This window comes from Streptomyces sp. NBC_00285, assembly GCF_036174265.1.
Lineage (GTDB): Bacteria > Actinomycetota > Actinomycetes > Streptomycetales > Streptomycetaceae > Streptomyces.
Genome location: NZ_CP108055.1, coordinates 5,046,887 through 5,066,808, shown reverse-complemented (window position 1 = coordinate 5,066,808; position 19,922 = coordinate 5,046,887). Strand labels below are relative to the sequence as shown.

Here is a 19,922-nt window from a genome sequence, read left to right as displayed (position 1 = left end):
GCATCGTTTTCGATGTTTAGAACTAGCGTTTCAGGAGCAACAGTGGCGATCGAGGCTTGGCCTGACGGCGGGGGCGAAGTCCGGAGTGCCGTTCTCTGGGCGTTTCGCCGGAACGGATATCTCTCTGAGATCTCCGTGGGGGCCCCGGTTGCCTCCCCTGGGCTGGCGGCCGACGTTTTGGCCGGAACCTGTCCGGCAGACAAGCCCGTCGACTACCTGTCCATCGGCGTACTGACACGGTTTCTGGTCCAGTTGACCCTCGTGCGCAAGGAGTCGCTGCCCGCGCTGCCGGCCGAGTGGCCGCGTAACGAGAGGGACAGCCGGGACTATCTTGAGACGCTCGTCAGGCGTGCCAGGCGTCGGATGCTCGACCCCAACTGGACTGCTATTGGCGGACTGTTCGCCGTGCTCGGTGTGTCCGGGGACGCGCTGGACCGGTTCGTCGAGCGGATTCCCGCATTGTCCCGCCGCCCCTACGGTCTCCTGCTCACGAACCTCAGCCGGGACAACACCATCGTCCTGGAGGGCCCCGAGGGTCCCAAGCTCTCGGTGGCCCGTCTCGACTGGACCTCGGCGTCGTACGGGGACCCGCTGCACGGTCTGGCCGGTCACCTGGTGCGGATGCGTTATCCCGAGGACCAGGTGGACGAGGTCGTCCAGGAGTGGGCCCGCGAGATGCAGTGCACGAGGCCCCTGGCGGTCAACGGCCTCGGCCGGGACCTGGGGTGCTACGTCGACTTCGAGCGCATCCACGCCGGTTACGACGATGTGATCCGGGCGGCGAAGTCTCTCGGTGACTCGGTCGAGGAGCGTCGGCTGACGGTGGTGGCCGGTGAGATCGGTACGGCTCTGGAGCGCGCGGCCGACCCGCTCGGGATGTCCGAGGTCCCGCCCGAGAAGGAGATCGCGGACGCCCTGTACCGCTGGCAGGCGGCGCGTATCGCGCGGGAGGCCGGGCAGGTGCCGGCCGGCCTCTTTCAGTGGCGGCGTGACGATCGTGTCCCGGAGCGCGTCGACTTCCCGCCGGACCTGGTGCGCCGTGCGTTGGCGATGGAGGGCGTCGTCCCGGCCGGTCGGGTCTTCCGTGGGACGGCGCATCTCAACTCCGTTGTTCAGCTGGACGGTTATGCGGACCCCGTGGTGGTCCGTCGTGAGACCGCGGCGGCCCCTCGACGGGAGAAGGGGTTCCTTCCGGAGCACGCCGTCCTGCAGCTCATCGAGCAGTCCGACGCACAGGTACGGGCACCGCGGATCCTGGCACTGGGCCACGACGACCGTGGGCGCCACTTCGCGATCCACACCTACGAGGGTCCCGGCGGCCGGGCCCCGCAGCACCCCGTGCAGGGGCTGCTGCCCGCGGAGGCGGACGAACTCGTGGACCACCTCGCCGCACTCGCGGTGGTGGACCACTTGTCCCTGCCGTCCGACGAGCCGAGGGCGGACTTCTTCCGCCGACTGACCGCACGGCTCACCGCCTTCGTCGACGAACTTCCCGCGGAGACCCTTTCCGCCGCCCACCAAAGAGGTCTGCCGGACGGCGGTGTGCTCCGGCGGATCCTCGGCCGTTACGAGGTGACCGAGCGCACCCCTGTTCTCCTGCACGGCGACCTCAATCCCTGGAATCTGGTGCGGGCCGGGCGCCGGGGCGGACTGACCATCATCGACTGGGAGATGGGGATGATCGGTGATCCCCTGTACGACCTCGTCCGCCATCTGCATCTGACGCCGACGCCGACCGAGATGCGGACGCGCATGTTCGAACGCTGGAGCAGGAAGCTTCCTTCCGAGTGTGTCGTCGGCTGGGAGTGGGACTGGCGCGTCTACCGCTACATCGAGCAGATCCGTTCGGCCTACGTAGATCTGGACCGGATGACGACAGGGGCCGCGCTGGACACGCCGAACGTGCGGCGGGCCGTCGACGCGTACGAGATGACGCTGACCGCCGCCAGGGGTTCGCTGGGACTGCGCAGGCGCAGGGTGCCGAAGATGCCGGCTCCGCTCAAGGAGGCCTGACGTCGGCCGGGGCGGTGGTGCGTAGGCTCGCCCCATGACCGAGCCCGGCCTGCGCCAGCGTAAGAAGCAGCGGATGTACGAGTCGGTGTCGGGGATCGCCGTCGGCCTGTTTCTGGAGAAGGGCTTCGACGCCGTCTCCGTTGCCGAGATCGCCGCCGCCGCGGAGATCTCCAAGCCGACCCTGTTCCGGTACTTCCCGGCGAAGGAGGACCTCGTCCTCCATCGGATCGCCGATCATGAGGACGAGGCGGCGCGGGTGGTGACCCAGTCGGACGAGGCGCCTCTCGTCGCCCTGCGGCGGCACTTCCTCGACGGGCTGGAGCGGGAGGATCCCGTCACCGGGCTCAATGATCACCCCGGGGTCCTCGCCTTCCACTCGCTGCTCTACGGCACCCCCTCCCTCGTCGCCCGCGCTCATGGCCACCTGGAACGGCAGGAGGCCGCGCTCGCGGAGGCTCTCGGCGGGGACTTGGACGCACGGCTGGCGGCGGGGCAGATCATCGCCGTGCGGCGGGTGCTCGCCATGGAGAACTGGCGGCGGATCGCGGCGGGGGAGCGGGTCGGGGACGTGCGGGGGGACGCGGTGGCCGCGGCGGAGCGGGCGTTCGGGTTGTTGGCGGCGGGGCTCCCGCACCTTGCGTAAGCCACCTTGCGTGAGCCTTGGTGAGGCGCGGTAATAAATTTAACTCGGTAACGTTATCCGGTATGTTTGCTGGAATGACGTCCCTCGATCACGAGCTCCGCCTGGAACGCATCCACCACGACCGCTGCCGCGCCGCACTCACCGCCATGGTCGAAGGCGCCCAGGAACACACCGTCACCGGTGAGGACGTCTCCGCATCCGGGGCCGACGCCGAGGTGCTCGGGTATCAGCTGCGCAGCAAGGCGAAGGAGATGCGGGAGCTGCCTGAAGGGCCGCTGTTCTTCGGGAAGTTGGAGTTCGACCACGGTGACCACGCCGGGCAGGCGTATCACCTCGGGCGGCTGCGGATCAGCGAGCATCCCGCTGCCCCGCCCCTCGTCGTGGACTGGCGTGCCCCGGTCTCCCGCGCCTTCTACCAGGCCGGCGCCCGCGATCCGCAGGGCGTCACCGTGCGGCGGCGGTTCGGGTGGGCGCCGGGCAGCACGGGGGAGTCCGCCGACCTCACGGGGCTGGAGGACGAGCACCTGAGCAGGGGGGAGTCGGGGCCGAGCGCCATCGTCACCCGGGAGATCGAACGGCCCCGCGTCGGGCCCATGCGGGACATCGCCGCGACCATCCAGCCCGAGCAGGACACGCTGGTACGAGGGGATCTCGCCGTTTCCGTGTGCGTCCAGGGGGCTCCCGGGACCGGCAAGACCGCCGTCGGACTGCACCGGGCCGCCTACCTCCTCTACACACACCCGCAGCGGATCCGGCGTGGCGGACTCCTCGTCCTCGGGCCCAACCGGACCTTCCTCTCCTACATCTCCCAGGTCCTGCCCGCACTCGGGGAGACCGGTGTGCGGCAGTCCACGCTCCAGGACGAGATCGCCCGCCAGCCGGTCACCTCCACCGACGCCCACCCCGCGGCCGTCCTCAAGCACGATCCCCGGATGGCCGAGGTGCTGCGCAGGGCGATCTACGCCCGCGTGTCGACCGCACGGGTCAACTCCCTTGAGATCAAAGACGATTCGTACAGCTGGCGGGTCGGGACCGGTGAACTCGCGCGGATCGTGACGGACGTACGGGGCGAGGAACCGCCGTACGGGACCGGGCGGGAGCGGGTGCGCAGTCGTGTGGTGCGCAGTGTGCAGTTGCAGGCCGAGCGGCGGGCCGGGCCGCAGAGTGGTGCGTGGGTGCAGCGGGTCTCGCGGTCCCGGGCGGTCGGGGCGTTCCTCGACGGCGCCTGGCCGAAGGTGCGGCCCGAGGAGCTTCTGGCCGAACTCCTCACCGACCGGGCCGCGTTGGCGGACGCCGCCGACGGGATCCTCGACCGTGACGAGCAACAGACCCTGCTGTGGGGCAAGCCGCCGCGGTCGTGGAAGTCGGCGCGCTGGTCGGCCGCCGACCTCGTGCTGCTCGACGAGATCGCCGGGCTGATCGAGCATCCCGAGGGGTACGGCCATCTCGTCGTCGACGAGGCGCAGGATCTGTCGGCGATGGAGTGCCGGGCGATCGCCCGCCGGGCCCGTTTCGGCTCGCTCACCGTGCTCGGTGATCTGGCGCAGGGGACCACTCCGTGGGCGGCCCGTTCCTGGCACCCCGTCCTGCGCCATCTCGGCAAGCCGGACGCGGCCGTCGTGCCGCTGACCATCGGGTTCCGGGTGCCGCAGGCCGTCGTAGGGCTCGCCAACCAGCTTCTGGCGAGGCTGGACGTGGAGGTGCCGGCCGGGCTGTCCCTGCGCGGGGACGGCGAGTTGAGGGTGCGGGAGACGGAACCGGGCGAGCTGGCGGACGCGGTCGTGGCCGCAGTACGGGATTCCCTCGCGTACGAGGGGTCCGTCGGGGTCGTCGCGGCCGACGCGGACGTGGAACGGGTACGCCAGGCCCTCGACGCGGCCGGCATCGCCTTCGCCGGGCCGGACGAGCTCGGTGCGCGGGTGAGCGTCGTACCGGCCGGTGTCGTCAAGGGACTTGAGTACGACCATGTGGTGGCCGTCGAGCCGGCCGCGATCGCGGAGGCGGAGGAACGCGGGCTGCACCGGCTGTACGTCGTGCTGACCCGGGCGGTGTCACGGCTGGAGGTGGTGCACGGGCGGCCGTTGCCGTTCTAGCGCGACGGCCGCCCGTCGCTCGGTGTCAGCTCAGTGTCGGACGCCGTCGAGGAGCGGGATCAACTGCTCCTCCTCGTACGTCAGATGGGCTTCCAGCTCGGTCGTGAGGCGGTCGACCTCCGTGCGTACGGACGCGGGGTCCGGGTCGGCGAGCGCCTCGCGCAGCTTCTCCACCAGGGCCGCGATCTGCTCGTGCTCGGCGCGCAGGCGGTCGAGGACCGGGACCGTCTCCGGGTGGCGGTCGGCCAGGAACGGGAACATGGCCAGGTCCTCGCCGGTGTGGTGGTTGTGCAGACCCTGGCAGAACGTCAGGCAGTTCACGCGCAGTTGGGCACCCAGGGTCGAACCGCCCGGCGCATGCGCGGCCATCTCCTTCCGGATCAGGGCGAGTTCGCGACGGAAGACGTCGTGGACGAGTGTGATGGCCTCGCCCGGCGACGAGGCGTTGATGTTCGGTGGGCCGGGGCGGGCGATCTCCTGCAGGGCGACCACGGGGATGATCCGGTCCGTCTTCTCCTGGTACGCCGCCCAGCCACGGTCCACCTCCACCGCCCGGGCGAACGCCTGGTCCCGCTCCTCGCCGGCCAGCACGACGGCGTTCGCCTCATAGGTGAACACCCCGCTCTCGACGGTGACTTGGGGGTGGGTGACGAGGTTGCGGTACCAGTCGGGGTGGCGGGGCGAGCCGCCCGCCGAGGCGATCACGAGGATGTGGTCGCCGCCGTCGGGAAGGTAGCCGACGGGGGTGGTGTGCGGGGCGCCGGTACGGGCGCCGGTGGTGGTGAGCAGGATCAGGCGTCCGCCCTCGAAGGGGCCGCCGACCCGGCCGTGGTTCGCGCGGAACTCCTCGATGATCTGTCGGTTGAAGTCATGGATGGGGTGGGGCACTCTCTCTTCTTTCTCTGGTCTCCGGTGAATTCCTGGACGACTCGGAGAAAGAGGCGGGCTCCTGGCCCGCCCTGGCCTCACTCGGAGGCCGGGCACCCAACTCGCTCACGGCACAAGGCCGACCCGGCAGTCATGCGGACACGGTAACGTCCGGGGCGTGATCGAGACCACCGAGTTCGCGGACATCCCCACCACCACTCTGGCCGATCTGCTGGGCCGCGAGCGCGTCATGGACATCGGGATCAGGCCGCTGTGGGGGCCGGTGCCGCGGGTCGCTGGGCCGGCGTTCACCGTACGGTGCCCTCCCGGCGACAACCTGATGCTGCACGCGGCGATCCACCGGGCGGCGCCCGGTGCGGTGATCGTGGTGGAGTCGGGGGACCTCGACTACGCGCTGGCCGGCGGCAACGTCTGCGCGGTGGCCCAGCGCCGGGGGATCGTCGCGTTCGTCGCCGACGGGCTGATCCGCGACCTCGCCGAGGTGCGTGAGGCAGGCTTCCCCGTGTTCGCCCGGGGTGTCATCCCGATTCCGGCCGCCAAGAAGGCCGTTGAGCCGCTGGGTGTGCCGGTGCGGTGCGGTGGGGTGCTCGTCGAGGCCGGTGACGTGGTGGTCGCAGACGAGGAGGGGGTCGTGGCCGTCCCCGCCGCACGTCGGGCCGATGTGCTCGCCGCCGCCCACGCCAAGCTGGCCAAGGAGGCGGCCGAGACACTCGACGACTGGGAGGCGGCACATCGGGCCCGTATCGACGAGCTCCTCGCGGAAGGCGGGTTCCAGGGCTGAGATGCTGCTCTTCCTGGATGTCGACGGGGTACTGCTGCCGTTCGGTGCGGGGCCGTATCCGGTGTACGACGGGGTTCTTCCGCTGCCCGCTGCCGCTGCCGAGCACCCGTTGCTGACGCGCGTGGACCCCGCGCTCGGCGCGCGCCTGACGTCGCTTGGCTGCGAGCCGGTGTGGGCCACGACCTGGATGGATGACGCCAACACCTGTCTGACGCCCTGGCTCGGGCTGCCCCGCCTTCCGGTGGTGGACTGGCCCGAAACGGACGAGCCGGGGCCGCCCGGCCTACACTTCAAGACCCGGCCCCTCGTCGCCTGGGCGGCCGGCCGGCCCTTCGTCTGGGTCGACGACGAGATCACCGACGCCGACCGTACCTGGGTGACGGCCCAGCATCCCGCACGGGCTCTCCTGCACCGCGTGAATCCCCAACAGGGCCTCACTGAAAGGGACTTCACCGAGCTGGAGGAGTGGCTCCAGCACTGATCCCGGTAGCGCGGCGATATCGGGTGGCCGGCCCCGGCCCGCTCCCCCTACCGTCGCCCGCATGGCTGACGAGGGCTTCACCCATCCACGGCTTGCCGCGATCTACGATCCGCTCGACCCCGACCGCAGCGACCTCGACGCCTATCTGCGGATGGCGGAGGAGTTCGGGGCGAGGCGGGTGCTGGACATCGGTTGCGGGACAGGGGTGTTCGCGCTGCTGCTGGCCGCACGGTCGATCGAGGTCGTGGGCGTCGACCCGGCCCTGGCCTCGCTCGACGTGGCCCGTGGGAAACCGGGCGCCGAAAGGGTGCGTTGGATCCACGGTGACGCGACCGAACTCCCTCCGATGCACGTCGACTTGGCGACCATGACGGCCAACGTCGCCATGCAGATCGTAGAAGCGGATGCCTGGCGGGAGACCCTTCGGGGCATTCACGCGGCGCTACGGCCCGGTGGGCGGCTGGTGTTCGAGACGCGGAACCCGGCCCGGCGGGCCTGGGAGGAGTGGACCCGGGAGGCGTCGTACGCCGTGACGGACGTGGCCGGCGTCGGGGTGGTGGAGAGCTGGGTGGAAGTCACCGCGGTGGAAGGGCAGTTGGTGTCATTCCGGTGGACCTATGTCTTCGCGGCGGACGGACAGGTGCTGACCTCGGACTCGACATTGCGCTTCCGGGAACGGGAGGAGATCGGGGCGGAACTGGCCGCGCGGGGGTTCGCCGTGGAGGACGTACGCGACGCTCCGGACCGGCCGGGCCGGGAGTTCGTGTTCGTGGCGCGGCGCCCGTGAGGGTGGTGGGCCGGTGGCCGCCGCGCTGGTGACGGCCGTGCCGGTGATCGCCGCGTTGGTTCCGGTCCACGGGGTCGAAACGGCGGCGAAGGTGCTCGCGGGCGCGAACCGAGCAGGTGGACACCTTCGAGGCGAAGACCGTGCGGCTCAACGGCGGGACGTCCGCGGCGCGACGTCCGCGGCGCGATGTCCTCTGTGAGCCTCGCGGTGGAGGACGAGCGGATCACCCGGATCTACGTGGTGAGAAACCCCCGGAAGCTGCCACGGCTTGACGAGCCCGCCGAGCTCGCCAGGCAGGTGGGGTGGTCGGTCGGTCGCCTCTCCGCACGGTGATCCCGGGGCACACCGAAGACGGCGCGACGGCGCATGGCCCCGACCGGGCGAACCGGTCGGGGCCATGCGTGGTTGTTCAGCAGACATCACCCGGCGGGGTGGATGCGCGCGGGTGGGTCAGCGGCGGATGTCGCCACGCTCGTGACCGCCGTGACCGCCGTGGTCACCGTGGCTGTCATGACCGCCGGGGCCTCCGTGGCCACCGTGGTGGCGGCCCCAGGACTCGTCGTCGACGAAGCGACCGTGGTCGTTGCGCAGGGTGGCCGTGTCGGAACGGTCGTCCCACACGTAGTCGCGGCGGTCCTGGAACAGGTCGCTGGCGGTGTCGCGGCCATGGCCGGTGTGGATACGGACCGTGGAGCGGCCGTCGAGGCGGTAGTGGTGGAAGGTGTAGGTCTTGCCGTCCTTGTTCCGCAGGGTCCAGCCGTCGAGGTTGACCGTCCGGCGCGAGGTGTTGGTGAGCTCCACCCACTCCTTGTTCAGCGAGTGCCGCGAGCGGTCGTCACGCCCGGGAGAGTCGTACTGCACCGCGCTGATCTCCACCTTCGGCCCGTCGGGCCGGGCGTGGTCGGCCGCCGACGCCGGCAGCGCCACGGCCCCGACGATGGCGGCGGCGGCGAGAGCCGCAGCGGAGATACGACGGGCGGTCACAGTGGAAGAAGACACAAAGCCCCCTGGCTGTACGAGCACCCACCTGTTCCGGGCCCTGACAGCGGACCGGGTGGAACGGGCTGGTGCGGTGTGCGGGTGGCGGCCGGTCGGCCGCGCCCTCACACCATGGCCGTCCCGTGCAGGTTGTGAAAGCAATACGGGCGCTCCGTTACCGTTCGCCCACGTCGCTGTAATTCTCGTGTGTAACGTCCATTCATGCGTCGAATGCACCAAGTTGACGCCTGTGCGGTCCGACGACCCTTATGGGCATTGATCCGCAGTCTCCGACCGCCAGGCCGCGCCACCCTGGTGCCGGCGAGACCGTCACCCGAAAGTGAGTAACAGAAGGGTGGCGAGCGGGCGTGCGTGGCGACCACGGCTGGGGCGGGATATGGGCTCTGAGCAGGGCGGAGGGGAGGGGCACGTGTCCTCCGCGGCGACACGCATGCAGGCACCCATGCACCCATGCACCCATGCACCCATGCACGCACGCCCGCACGCGTGCATCGGCGGTACTCGCTTCGGAGGCCGGCCTGTGGATGGCCGGGGTCGACCTGTGGGCGGGTGGCGCGGTCCTGGCCGTAGGCAGTCGGCTCACGGACTGTTCGCGCTCGTGGGCGTGGGCGTGGTCGTGCTCGTGCTCGTGTGATGGGGCCCGGTGTGCCGACGGCGGGATCGCCCGGCGCCTGGCGGAGCGTCAGCGCCGTGCGAGACTCACGAGCAGTTCCATGGCGGGCTTCGGGTGTGTGAGCCGGCGCAGGTGACTTCCCGGGAGTGCGCGATCAGGGTGGACCCGCGGCGGGCGCACCAGGTGCGGGGCCATTGCGGGGCCAGTCGTCCGGGCCAGTCGTTCGGGTCGGTCGAGCCGGATCTAAATCACTCGGCACGCCACTGGGAGAGAACTAATGTTCCACCCCATGGCAATCGCTTCCGATCTTCCCCCGCGTCTCGGCAGTCTGACCTTCCACGGGCCGCTCTCCGAAGCCCGCGCCGGGCGCATCGTCGCGCGGCTCGCCGCCGTCTCGCCCCGCACCGTCCTTGACATCGGCTGCGGCTGGGGCGAACTGTTGCTGCGCCTTCTGGAGTCCGTCCCGGGATCGACAGGCGTGGGCCTCGACATCAACGCCGAGGACCTGGCCAGGGGCAGGGACCTTGCGAAGGGGCGCGGACTGGCCGGACGGGTCGAATTCAGCGAGGAGTCGGCCCGCGGCACGGCACGCGGGCCCGTGGACGCGGTGCTGTGCCTGGGGGCTGGTCAGGCGCTGTGCGACCCCGAGCAGCCGTACGATCCCAGCGTCGTACTGCATGAGCTGCGCCGCTTGGTCCGCCCCGGCGGACGCGTCGTCCTGGGCGAGGGCTTCTGGGAACGTGCCCCGACCGACGAGGAACTCCCGGCAATGTGGCCCGGGGCGCACGCAGGCGACCACCTGCGGCTCGGACCGCTCGTCGACCTGGCTGTCGAGGCGGGCTTCCGGCCGGCCTGGATCGAGTCGGCGAGCCGTGAGGAGTGGGAGGAGTTCGAGTCCGGCTACCGGCACGACACAGAACTCTGGCTCGCCATGAACCCGGACCATCCACTTGCCGCCGAGACCCGTGAACGAGTCGACCGCCAGCGGTCGTCCTGGGCCGACGGCTACCGCAACATCCTCGGCATCACGTACTTGACCCTCGTCCCGGTTGCCAGAACCTGAACGCTGCCGAAATCTGTGGGCGGAACGGGGGTGCCGACCGACTCGGCCAGGGCGAGGCCCGCCAACGGTACGCCCGCTGGGCCGAACTCCCCGTGAAGAACGGGCACGTGCTCATCCACCGGCCCGGCCAAGTGGTCGCACGGGACACCACGGTGTTGCCCGTGACGGTCCGCGAAAGCATGTGCGGGTGACCGGTGAAGGTCCATCTCGCCCTCGCCGTGGATGTCCACACACATTCCCTTTGCGCCTTCCGGCTGACCCTCGTCTCCGACCAGCCGGTGGACGTCGCGATGCCGCTGCGGGACGTGGTGCTGCCGCTGCCCATGCGGGCCGACCGGGGCGAGGAACTGGAGCGGCCCTGGTGGACGCCGCGATCCCGCCCTGGACGAAGTCCGCGACGTGGTGGACAAGTGGCTGGAGTACGCAGCCGTAGCCGACCGCAGCGAAGCCTGATCCAGTACGGCGGCCAGGCCCGGCATCAGGTGATTTCGCTGCCCAGTGGGTAGCCGATCTCAGCAATGTCCTTTGTCAGGGCGTCCACCGTGACTTCAGGGTTCAAAGCGGCAACTACCTCGCTCGTCAGGGGATGCAGAGCAAGCACGTGCCGAATGACTGCGAGGGGCACCGGGATTTCGTAGTAGTCCTCGGCGAAGCGCTGGAACGCTTCCGGAGTCCGGTCGGCCAGCAACCGGAACAAGTGCTCGGAGCCATCTGGATCGCCGGCACCGTCGTCAGGGAACTCGATCGTTCCCGCGTTCCAAGCTCCATCGGTCACCTCCCGCCATGTGCAGGCGGTCAGGACGGGCATTCCGTCCTCGTCGGTGAACGCGGGCTCATCGACGCAGGAGCGGAAGACTTCCGGGACGTCGTCCAACACGCCCGGCCACGGCTCGTCGTTGGCATAGGGACTCATGTGTGACTCGTGTGCGAAGCCACGGATGTAGGCACCGACGGCCGAGAAGACGATGGAAAACTCGTCGCCCGATCCGTCGCGCATCGAGGCGACCTCTTCCCCGGCGGACCAGTGCGCGTCGAAGGAGTAGTGCCGATCGGCCCATTCCGGGCTGAGTATCGCTTCCAGCATCGCCATCGCGCGGCAGTGATCGCGGAGCGCGGGAATCTCGGGCAGTTGCCGAGCAACATCGTGAATGGTCACGTCTGCATCCAACATCAGGGGTCTGACAGCTATGGAGGCGCGGAGTATCGGGCGACTCGGCGCACGAAGGTACCGATACGTCGGTCAGGGCCTCGTTGTGGGAGAGCATGGACCGTCAACCATCGAGCTGCTCAACGAGCGGGAGTCGATCAAGCATCCGTACTCCCTGTCACGGACAGCCGCTCTCACAAGGCGCGGCTGCAAGCGGGTGTCCCAGCCCGCGAGGCGGGCAGGGTCAGGACTGCGCGGTCCGGAACGCGAGGTACCGGCTGAAGGCTTCGTGGCTGTCGGGAGTGAAGCGCCACTCCAACAGGGCCGACCGCAGCTCCGGCTCGGTCAGCCGGCCATGCCAGGCGACCTCATCCGGATCGGGAACCACGGCGTCCGGCACCACGGCTTCGTGCACGCCGAGCCAGTGAGGGCTCAAGCCGCTGCGGTTGATGAACGTGAACAGCAAGCGCGGCAGCACACCAATGCCCAGCTCTTCGGCCAGCTCCCGCGCGGCGGCCTGTTCATAGGACTCACCGACATCCACGGCGCCACCGACGACCACCTCGTAGAGCCCGGGGAAGCGCGACAGTTGCTCCGAGCGCCGGTGAACGAGGATCCGTCCACGCTCATCACGACACACCGTCACGGCGACCCGGTGCAGCCACCCCTCCCGGATGGCCTGTCGGCGGCTGACCACCACCCCCAGCACACGATCCTGATCGTCGACACGCTCCACCAGTTCGTCCACGACGCCACCCTGGCAGGGCCCACTGACAACGCCGACTCTCGGAGCCGTGTGGAGGCCGACCCGGGAGTACCTGCACCGGGAGCCGGAGCGGATGACGACAGCTGTCGTGCAACTACGGCACCCATCGTGCTCGGCCCCAGTGTGACTCGTAGCGATAGCTGTCACCGGGCGGGAGCTCTGGCCTGGTCCTTGTAGTGGCTTCGCAACTGACGGGCGACACCGCTTATCACCGGGTTTGGACAGCGCTTGGTGATCACAGGGCAAGAAAATGGCGCTGAGATCTGATACCGGTCATGGGCGCGCTGCGGCGCGACGTTGATGAGGATCTCCGAAACCTCCACCGCGGCTCGGTTGATCTACCAGACTTGCTCTTGGTTTCCAGCGGAGAAGGGACGGTAAGCATGGCAAACAGCGCACTTCTGGTGATGGACGTGCAACGGGACATCGTGGCTATCGCCGACGACGGTTCCGGATATCTGTCGCGCTTGCGTAGTGCGATCGAAGGTGCCCGGGCTGCCCGCATCCCCGTGATCTACGTGGTGATCGGGTTACGGCCGGGCGATCCAGAAGTCAGCCCTCGCAACAAGGTGATGACAAACGCCGTGCAGGCAGGCCTGTTCACCGAGGGTGAGCCTGGCACCGAGATCCATCCCGATGTCGCGCCCCAGCAGGGCGACGTCGTGGTTACCAAGAGGCGGGGGAGCGCGTTCTCGGGCAGTGACCTCGACTTGGTACTGAGGGCACGCGATATCGACAGCCTTGTTCTCACCGGCATCGCCACCAGCGCTGTAGTGCTGTCCACTCTGTGGCGCGCCATCGACCTGGACTTCGACCTAACCGTCCTGGCGGATGTCTGCCTCGACACCGACCCCGAGGTGCACACGATGCTCATCGAAAAGCTGTTCCCGCAGTGGGCAGACGTCGTCGCCGTCGAGGACTGGCTCAAAGCCATCGCACCGCAATAGCGGGAGGCCGTCCGGCCGTCGATCGACAACCGGTGCCAGAACTCACTGATATTGCCACTCGTGGTCGCGTTCGCAGCGATGGTTGTCACCAATTGCTCGGGCTAGTTGTCACGAGGGCTGGGTTCGCAGTCGGGTTGTCACCATTTTCGAAGAGTGTTGGCGCCGGCACCGTGGTGAGCGTCTCCTTGAGGGCATGGCCGATGAGTACGGACTTCTGCCTGTGGTGGAGCCCGGGGCGGGGGCGGTGTGGTCGCACCGCTGCCGCTGGGACGACTTGCTCGTGCGGGTGTCGGTTGCCTCCGGGCGCCAGGGGCTGGATCTCGCGGACGGCTGGACTCGTCGCTGGTCGGTCAGCTTGAACCTTGGAGGCGGTGAGCTGACCGTCCCGGTCCGGGACCTCGCCCAGGTCCAGATCTCCGAGGCCGGGCCGGTCCGTTGGTTCTCGTGGCATCGGCGGCAGCGCCACCGGCCCGGGCTTCAGTACATGGTCAGCACGGGGCGGCATCACGGCTTCGAGAGCCTGGAGGAAGCTCGGGTCCTGCTCGCTCTCGACTTCGCCGGCCGGGTGAGGGATGTGGTTCCGCAGCCGTTGAAGCTGGAATTCTGTACAGGTGACGGGCGGCGCGTTCACGTTCCGGACTTCCTGGTCCTGGCCCGCACCGGGGTGTGTCTTGTCGACGTACGTCCGCTCGACCGGGTCCGGACGGAAGACATCGAGTCGTTCGCCGCTGCATTAGAGGCGGCGCTCGCCTGCGGCTGGGACTACGTACTGGCCGCGCGGTGGAAGCCGCACGTCCTTACCGGCCTGGATTCGTCCCCTGCCCCGCAGCCTCGCTCCCTTCCGGGACGAAAGCCTCGCCGGCTTCGTCCTGCGGCTTGCCCACCACAACACCGCCAGCCCCGGCACGATCGTTCGTCACACCGGGCTGAGCGCACACCGGACGGTGATCCTCGAACGCATCTCCATCCGCCAGCAATACCAGCAACTTCCCGAGCAGATAGCCGAGTTCGCCCGCACCACCCGGCTGAGCCGGGGCGAGGCATCCGAGCTGTTCATGGCTCCACTCGGCACCCGCTACGGCCCCCTCAGCGAGACACTGTTGGGCCGACCGGCAAACCGGATGCTCTACAACAACCGGGGCATCTTCCGGCACTGGTCACGGTTCTGCCCGCGCTGCCTGGCAGGCGATTCCGACATCGAACGCGCCCACGGCGGCAACTGGAAGCGCCTCTGGCGACTTCCCCCGGTCTTCACCTGCACCACCCACCGATGCATGCTCCGCTACGACTGCTCCCAGTGCGGACACCACGGTCTCGAAGTCCAGGGCACCTCTCTCATCCCCCGGATCCACGACGAAGACCTCCACCCCAACCAGTGCCGGACCGTCACCGACGGCTCCCCCGGACAGCGGAATGCCCCCGCCTGCGGAGCCCGCCACGACCAGGCACCCCCACCCACCTGCAGCGACAAGTTCCTCGACGAAGCCCTCGTACTTCAACAAGAACTCCTCGGGCTCCTCGGCCCCTCCGGTCCCGAGGAGACAACAAGCGTCGGCTGGATCATCGACACCGCCCAGTATTTCTTCGACCTGCACAGCGTCGCCGGCCTCATCCTCTTGACCTGGCCGACAACCCGGCCTCTGGCGCCGAGCGGCGAACACGCCGACATCCTTGATCGCGACGTCGCACGACGCCAGCGTGAGAGAGCCGGGCTCCACAAACGCGGCAAGCACCACTACAGCCACGTGCTGATCGATCCCGCACCCGACTCGACGGCTTATGCCGCATCCGCCGCGATCGCCCACCAGATCCTGCAAGCCACCGACCGGCAGGCACTACGACTGCTCGCCCCGGTCCAGGGGCAGCTGCGTGAACTACCAGGACCCGACCGAGCCATCGGCGATGTGCTGCGCAACTCCCCCAGGAACTCCCCGCCCCTGAGAGTCGTCCTCGCCCGCAAGGAGCCGGTGACACAGAAGGCGGTCCTCGGCTATCGGGACGCGCGTCACCGCGAATGGCGCCCTGCGGCATCCAACGACGACTGGGTCCGGCGGGTGACAGACACCTCTGCGAAGTGACAGTTATCGCTGCGAGTCACACGCAGCCACAAGTGGCGTGGCGCACTTTTGCAAGCGAGTGCTTGCAATAGTTAGCAGGGGTGGGGCAAGGTGGAGCCATGGCATCGCTCAACGTCGGCAATCTCGGTGAGTATCTGCGTGACCAGCGGCGCACCGCGCAGCTGTCGCTCAGGCAGCTCGCCGATGCCGCCGGGGTGTCCAATCCGTATCTGAGCCAGATCGAGCGCGGGCTGCGCAAGCCGAGCGCGGAGGTGCTGCAGCAGGTCGCGAAGGCCCTGCGGATCTCCGCCGAGACGCTGTATGTGCGGGCCGGCATCCTCGACGCCGAGCGGGACCGGGACGACGTGGAGACACGTGCGGTCATCCTCGCCGATCCCACGCTCAACGAGCGGCAGAAGCAGGTGCTGCTCCAGATCTACGAGTCCTTCCGCAAGGAGAACGGCTTCGAGATCGCCCCGGCGGGTGCGGCCCCCGCGCAGCATGACGCGCAGAGCGACGCGGGCGCTCACGAGGACCTTCAGGACAGGGGCGTTCAGGACAGTGGCCGACCGGACGGCGACGCCGCCGCACCGGACAGCCGTCGCCCCCGCAAGACCCGTAAGCCCCGTAGTACCGACAGTGCCGACGGCAGCGACGCCGACCCGCAGCAGACGGCCGGTTGACCCACGACATCACGACCTGGTTCAACAGCGCCGACAGGCATCGCGGGACCCCAAACCCTCAGCAGAACGCGACCCGGGAGGACCATCACCATGGCCATCACCGACGACATCCGCAAGGCCGTCACCGACCCGACCCCCCTCTACTTCCTCGCCGGCGCCGGTGAACTGGCCTTCCAGGAGGCCAAGAAGGTGCCCGGCCTGGTGGAGCAGCTGCGCGCCGAGGCGCCGGCCCGTATCGACGCGGTGCGTGGCACCGACCCGAAGGCCGTCCAGGAGAAGGCCCAGGCCCGTGCCAAGGAGGCCGGCGCCAGGGTCAAGGAGACGCAGGAGACCCTCCAGACCAAGGTCGGCGAGTTCATCACCAGCCTGGACGGGGACATCAAGAAGCTCGGCACCACCCTCGACGCCGACCTGAAGAAGCTCGGTGAGTCCGCCCAGGACCTCGCCCTGCGCAGCGTCGGTGTCGCCGCCGAGTACGCCGTCAAGGCCCGCGAGACCTACGAGAAGGTCGCCGAGCACGGTGAGCAGACCGTGAAGACGTGGCGTGGCGAGGCCGCCGAGGAGATCGAGGAACTGGCCGTCGCCGTCGAGCCGAAGGCCGAGCCGGGCGAGATCAAGGTGGCGACCCCGACGCCGGCCGCGCAGCCCGCCGAGGCCGTGGCCCCCGCCGCGGCGAAGAAGGCCGCGACCGCCAAGAAGGCCACGCCGCGCAAGGTCACGGCGAAGAAGACGACCCCGCCCGTCAAGTAAGGCATCGCGGGAGCTGGACGGGCCGGGCACTTACCGAGTGCCCGGCCCGTTCTCGGGGTAGCGAGCTTGCGGGAACGGGAACCGGTACGGTGACCGCGTAATCGTGTGTTGACGAGCCGAGTCGGGCGGTGGACGTTGTGCTGATGCAGGGGTTCGCAGGGTTTCTGGGGCTTCTCTACCTCGCCATGCTGGTTCTCGCCGTGGCGGCGCTGGTCATGGCCGCGCTGTTCCGTGGCGACGCCTACCGGGCCGCCGACAAGCAGAACAAGGGTTTCTGGCTGATCATCCTCGGCATCGCGGTCGTGGTGAACTTCCTCGTCCCGGTGCTCTTCCTGCAAATCGCCGGCCTCATCGCCACGATCGTCTTCTTCGTGGACGTCCGTCCGGCTCTCAGGCAGGTGTCGGGAGGCGGCAAGGGCTGGGGCCGACGCGGTGGTGGCGGCGGAAGCAGCAGCGACGGCCCGTACGGCCCCTACAACGGCGGCCGCTGACCGGCACCGACCCAGCTGAATCCAGTGCGGTGGCCCGACGGGCAGACCCCGCTCAGCCCTCCCGGTCGAGCAGCAGCACCGCCACGTCGTCCGCCAACTCGCCGCCGTTGAGCGACCGCACCTCGTTCACCGCGGCCCGCAGCAGTTCCTCTCCGCGCAGCCCCTCGGCCAGCTGGCGACGGATCATGGAAACCATCCCGTCCTGTCCGAGCCGCTCCCGCCCCTGACCGATATGTCCCTCGATCAGGCCGTCGGTGTAGAGCATCAGACTCCACTCGGCCCCCAGCTCCACCTGCATCCGGGGCCACCGGGCCCCCGGCAGTAGTCCCAGTGCGGGGCCGTTGTTGTCGTACGGCAGCAAGCGTGCGGGCCTGCCCGGCCGTGCCACCAGCGGCGAGGGGTGGCCGGCGAGACACAGCCCCGCCCGTCGCCCGTCCGGTGCTATGTCGACCGTGCACAGGGTCGCGAAGATCTCGTCGTCGGAGCGCTCGTGCTCCAGCACCTCCTGGAGCGTGCCGAGCAGCTCGTCCCCGCACAGCCCGGCCAGCGTGAGCGCACGCCAGGCGATCCGCAGCTCCACACCCAGCGCCGCCTCGTCGGGCCCGTGCCCGCAGACGTCGCCGATCATCGCGTGGACGGTCCCGTCGGGAGTCCGTACGACGTCGTAGAAGTCCCCGCCGAGCAGGGCCCGTGACCGTCCCGGCCGGTAACGCGCGGCGAACCGCAGCGAGGACCCCTCCAGCAGCGGTGTGGGCAGCAGTCCCCGCTCCAGGCGCCGGTTCTCCTGGGCCCGCAGCCGCCCCTCGGCGAGCCTGCGCTCAGCCGTGTCGGAACGTTTCCGCTCCACCGCGTACCGGATGGCCCGGCTCAGCAGGCGCCCGTCCAGCTCGTCCCGGAAGAGATAGTCCTGGGCGCCCACGCGTACCGCCTCCGCGCCGCGCTCGGAGTCGCCGGACGCGGTGAGCGCGAGGACGGCGTGCCGGGGCGCGATCTCCAGGACGTGGCGCAGTACGGCGAGCTCGTCGTCGTCGGCCGCGCGGCCGGGCACGGGCAGCGCGAGGTCGAGCAGGATGCAGTGCACGTCGTCCGTGAGCAGCCGCTCCGCCTCGGTGAGGTTACGGGCGGTGCGGACGCGCATGGGCCTGCCGGTCGGGTCCAGGAGTTCGGGGGCGACCGTGGAGCCGCGGGGATCGTCCTCGATCACCAGCAGGGTCAGTTGGGTGGCGGCGTTGTTGTCGACCGTGGCTTCCTTGTGCGGGGCGGCTTCCTTGGAGAGGCCGTCCTGGGGTGCGGCCTGCGCCTGACCACTCTCCGCGGCCGGGATCGCTCGCTGCCGCGGTATGGGTACGGGCATGGTCTCGGATTCCTTCCCTCCCCCCGAGGGCACGGTGCAGCGAGGGGTCTCGATCCACCGACGGGGACCATAGCGGGTGCCGGGGCGGGAAAGGAATGGCGTGAGGCACACCGTTTGACCGGTGGCCACTGTCATATGCCGCTTTCTGTACCGCAGTTGGACAGGTGCGGGTGTCGGTGGGATGACGAACGTCACGTTCGCGGCAGGTTTGCGGAGCCGTCAGGCGTGCCCCGCGTCACATCGCGCAGGTCTCACGGGTTCGGCCGGCGCACCTCACGCGTCCGGCCGCACCACCCCGAGTATCGGCATCGACCCGGCCCCGGCGATCGTCACCGTCCGCCCCGGCCGCGGGGCGTGCACGATCGCGCCGTCGCCGAGATACATCGCCACGTGACTGGCGTCGTCGAAGTAGATGATCAGGTCGCCGGGCCGCATGTCCTTGACGTCGACATGCCTGAGCTGCTTCCACTGCTCCTGCGAGGTGCGCGGAATGGGCCTCCCGGCGCTCGCCCAGGCCTGTGAGGTCAGTCCGGAGCAGTCGTACGACCCCGGGCCCTCGGCGCCCCATTCGTACGGTTTGCCGATCTGTGTCGTCGCGTACTCGACGGCGATCTTCCCGGCCTCGCTCGCCCTGCCGTCGATCTCGTCGAGGATGCCGGAGTCCAGCCAGGCGGACTGCGCCGTGTGGGCGGCCTGTTCCTCCAGTTCGGCGAGGCGCTCCTTCTCCGCTGTCTCCAGCCGGGACTCGAGCTGCTCGGCCGCCGCGATCTGCTGCTCGACCTGCTTCTTGGCGGCCGCCTTCGCCTTGCGGCCCGCCTCCAGCTTCGTCCACTGGGCCGAGGCGTCGTCGGCGTACTGCTTCAAGTCCTGCTGGGTTCGGGCCAGTTCCGCGATCAGGGCCTTGGTGGCGCGCTGGCCCTGGAGGACGCGTCCGGTGCCGTCCAGGAACTCCTGCGGATCGTCGCTCAGCATCAGCTGGGCCTCGTCCGGCAGGCCGTTCGTGCGGTACTGGGCGGCGGCCGCGGCACCCGCGCGGGCCTTGAGCTTCTCCAGCTTCTCCTGGCCCGTGACGATCTTCTTGGCCAGCGCGACGATCTGCGCCGACTGCTGCTCGGCCTTCTCCTCGGCGGCGTTGTAGGCGTCGGTGGCGACGGCCGCGTCGTGGTAGAGCGCGTCGAGCTGTTGGCGTACGGCTTCGATGTCCTTGTTGGTCACGGCGGCCGTCGGCGAGGCGGTGGGTGACGGCGTGGACGTCGGGTCCGGGACGGCGAAGGCGGTGCCCGGTGCCGAGAGCACGACGACCGCGCCGATCACGGTCACGGCCGTAGCGATCAGACCGCGCTTGCCCGTGCCCATACGTCTGCCC

General features: G+C 69.4%; 18 protein-coding genes. 12 read left to right on the top strand and 6 right to left on the bottom strand.

Annotation, left to right across the window (positions count from 1 at the left end; translation table 11 throughout):
• Nucleotides 1-177 precede the first annotated feature (177 nt).
• The 3 genes from OHT57_RS23275 to OHT57_RS23265 all read left to right on the top strand — a co-directional run bounded on the left by OHT57_RS23275 (nt 178) and on the right by OHT57_RS23265 (nt 4,749).
• Nucleotides 178-2,013: a phosphotransferase family protein gene (locus OHT57_RS23275; RefSeq protein WP_328748422.1), complete on the top strand. Its 1,836-nt coding sequence runs from the start codon at nt 178-180 to the stop codon at nt 2,011-2,013.
• Nucleotides 2,014-2,047: 34 nt separating this feature from the next.
• Nucleotides 2,048-2,656, top strand: a complete 609-nt coding sequence (locus OHT57_RS23270) for a TetR family transcriptional regulator (RefSeq protein WP_328748421.1) — start codon at nt 2,048-2,050, stop codon at nt 2,654-2,656.
• Between the two features lie 74 nt (nt 2,657-2,730).
• Nucleotides 2,731-4,749: a HelD family protein gene (locus OHT57_RS23265; RefSeq protein WP_328748420.1), complete on the top strand. Its 2,019-nt coding sequence runs from the start codon at nt 2,731-2,733 to the stop codon at nt 4,747-4,749.
• Nucleotides 4,750-4,779: 30 nt separating this feature from the next.
• On the opposite strand, the gene OHT57_RS23260 is transcribed toward OHT57_RS23265, so the two are convergent.
• Complete coding sequence (locus tag OHT57_RS23260; RefSeq protein WP_328748419.1) at nt 4,780-5,637, bottom strand: nitroreductase/quinone reductase family protein; 858 nt, start codon at nt 5,635-5,637, stop codon at nt 4,780-4,782.
• 157 nt (nt 5,638-5,794) lie between these two features.
• On the opposite strand from OHT57_RS23260, the gene OHT57_RS23255 reads away from it, so the two are divergent.
• The 3 genes from OHT57_RS23255 to OHT57_RS23245 all read left to right on the top strand — a co-directional run bounded on the left by OHT57_RS23255 (nt 5,795) and on the right by OHT57_RS23245 (nt 7,686).
• A complete protein-coding gene (locus OHT57_RS23255; RefSeq protein ID WP_328748418.1) occupies nt 5,795-6,418 on the top strand; it encodes an RraA family protein in 624 nt (207 codons plus the stop codon).
• Nucleotide 6,419: 1 nt separating this feature from the next.
• Entirely contained in the window at nt 6,420-6,899 is a 480-nt protein-coding gene (locus OHT57_RS23250; protein WP_328748417.1) for an HAD domain-containing protein, read from the top strand.
• 61 nt (nt 6,900-6,960) lie between these two features.
• A complete protein-coding gene (locus OHT57_RS23245) occupies nt 6,961-7,686 on the top strand; it encodes a class I SAM-dependent methyltransferase (RefSeq protein WP_328748416.1) in 726 nt (241 codons plus the stop codon).
• A gap of 450 nt (nt 7,687-8,136) precedes the next feature.
• Here the strand turns inward: OHT57_RS23245 and OHT57_RS23240 are convergent, their stop codons facing one another.
• The gene (locus tag OHT57_RS23240; RefSeq protein ID WP_328748415.1) at nt 8,137-8,685 is read right to left on the bottom strand and encodes a lamin tail domain-containing protein; all 549 of its coding nucleotides are present in this window, start codon (nt 8,683-8,685) and stop codon (nt 8,137-8,139) included.
• A gap of 902 nt (nt 8,686-9,587) precedes the next feature.
• Here OHT57_RS23240 and OHT57_RS23235 point away from each other — a divergent pair.
• Complete coding sequence (locus OHT57_RS23235; protein ID WP_328748414.1) at nt 9,588-10,361, top strand: SAM-dependent methyltransferase; 774 nt, start codon at nt 9,588-9,590, stop codon at nt 10,359-10,361.
• Nucleotides 10,362-10,839: 478 nt separating this feature from the next.
• Here OHT57_RS23235 and OHT57_RS23230 read toward each other — a convergent pair whose 3' ends face one another.
• Both OHT57_RS23230 and OHT57_RS23225 read right to left on the bottom strand, forming a co-directional pair.
• The gene (locus OHT57_RS23230; RefSeq protein ID WP_328748413.1) at nt 10,840-11,532 is read right to left on the bottom strand and encodes a hypothetical protein; all 693 of its coding nucleotides are present in this window, start codon (nt 11,530-11,532) and stop codon (nt 10,840-10,842) included.
• A 220-nt stretch (nt 11,533-11,752) separates the two neighbouring features.
• Complete coding sequence (locus OHT57_RS23225) at nt 11,753-12,256, bottom strand: NUDIX domain-containing protein (RefSeq protein ID WP_328748412.1); 504 nt, start codon at nt 12,254-12,256, stop codon at nt 11,753-11,755.
• Nucleotides 12,257-12,657: 401 nt separating this feature from the next.
• Here OHT57_RS23225 and OHT57_RS23220 point away from each other — a divergent pair, with 401 nt between their 5' ends.
• From OHT57_RS23220 to OHT57_RS23200, 5 genes are all read left to right on the top strand, one after another.
• A complete protein-coding gene (locus OHT57_RS23220; RefSeq protein ID WP_328753297.1) occupies nt 12,658-13,221 on the top strand; it encodes a cysteine hydrolase family protein in 564 nt (187 codons plus the stop codon).
• A gap of 809 nt (nt 13,222-14,030) precedes the next feature.
• Nucleotides 14,031-15,299, top strand: a complete 1,269-nt coding sequence (locus OHT57_RS23215) for a TniQ family protein (RefSeq protein WP_328753296.1) — start codon at nt 14,031-14,033, stop codon at nt 15,297-15,299.
• Between the two features lie 98 nt (nt 15,300-15,397).
• Nucleotides 15,398-15,961, top strand: a complete 564-nt coding sequence (locus tag OHT57_RS23210; RefSeq protein ID WP_328748411.1) for a helix-turn-helix domain-containing protein — start codon at nt 15,398-15,400, stop codon at nt 15,959-15,961.
• 90 nt (nt 15,962-16,051) lie between these two features.
• Nucleotides 16,052-16,711, top strand: a complete 660-nt coding sequence (locus OHT57_RS23205) for a hypothetical protein (RefSeq protein ID WP_328748410.1) — start codon at nt 16,052-16,054, stop codon at nt 16,709-16,711.
• 137 nt (nt 16,712-16,848) lie between these two features.
• Nucleotides 16,849-17,202 (top strand): DUF2516 family protein, encoded by a 354-nt coding sequence (locus tag OHT57_RS23200; RefSeq protein ID WP_328753295.1) that lies wholly within the window; start codon nt 16,849-16,851, stop codon nt 17,200-17,202.
• A 52-nt stretch (nt 17,203-17,254) separates the two neighbouring features.
• On the opposite strand, the gene OHT57_RS23195 is transcribed toward OHT57_RS23200, so the two are convergent.
• Nucleotides 17,255-18,556 carry a PP2C family protein-serine/threonine phosphatase gene (locus tag OHT57_RS23195; RefSeq protein WP_328748409.1) on the bottom strand — a complete coding sequence of 434 codons (1,302 nt, stop codon included), beginning with the start codon at nt 18,554-18,556 and terminating at the stop codon, nt 17,255-17,257.
• Nucleotides 18,557-18,829: 273 nt separating this feature from the next.
• Nucleotides 18,830-19,912, bottom strand: a complete 1,083-nt coding sequence (locus OHT57_RS23190) for a C40 family peptidase (protein WP_328748408.1) — start codon at nt 19,910-19,912, stop codon at nt 18,830-18,832.
• Nucleotides 19,913-19,922: the final 10 nt, after the last annotated feature.

What these genes read in the sequence shown, in the direction of transcription:
- OHT57_RS23220 (WP_328753297.1), top strand. Translation starts at nt 12,658, where the DNA reads ATGGCAAACAGCGCACTTCTGGTGATGGACGTGCAACGGGACATCGTG.
- OHT57_RS23195 (WP_328748409.1), bottom strand. Translation starts at nt 18,556, where the DNA reads ATGCCCGTACCCATACCGCGGCAGCGAGCGATCCCGGCCGCGGAGAGT.
- OHT57_RS23230 (WP_328748413.1), bottom strand. Translation starts at nt 11,532, where the DNA reads ATGTTGGATGCAGACGTGACCATTCACGATGTTGCTCGGCAACTGCCC.
- OHT57_RS23245 (WP_328748416.1), top strand. Translation starts at nt 6,961, where the DNA reads ATGGCTGACGAGGGCTTCACCCATCCACGGCTTGCCGCGATCTACGAT.
- OHT57_RS23210 (WP_328748411.1), top strand. Translation starts at nt 15,398, where the DNA reads ATGGCATCGCTCAACGTCGGCAATCTCGGTGAGTATCTGCGTGACCAG.
- OHT57_RS23205 (WP_328748410.1), top strand. Translation starts at nt 16,052, where the DNA reads ATGGCCATCACCGACGACATCCGCAAGGCCGTCACCGACCCGACCCCC.
- OHT57_RS23265 (WP_328748420.1), top strand. Translation starts at nt 2,731, where the DNA reads ATGACGTCCCTCGATCACGAGCTCCGCCTGGAACGCATCCACCACGAC.
- OHT57_RS23235 (WP_328748414.1), top strand. Translation starts at nt 9,588, where the DNA reads ATGGCAATCGCTTCCGATCTTCCCCCGCGTCTCGGCAGTCTGACCTTC.
- OHT57_RS23270 (WP_328748421.1), top strand. Translation starts at nt 2,048, where the DNA reads ATGACCGAGCCCGGCCTGCGCCAGCGTAAGAAGCAGCGGATGTACGAG.
- OHT57_RS23250 (WP_328748417.1), top strand. Translation starts at nt 6,420, where the DNA reads ATGCTGCTCTTCCTGGATGTCGACGGGGTACTGCTGCCGTTCGGTGCG.
- OHT57_RS23190 (WP_328748408.1), bottom strand. Translation starts at nt 19,912, where the DNA reads ATGGGCACGGGCAAGCGCGGTCTGATCGCTACGGCCGTGACCGTGATC.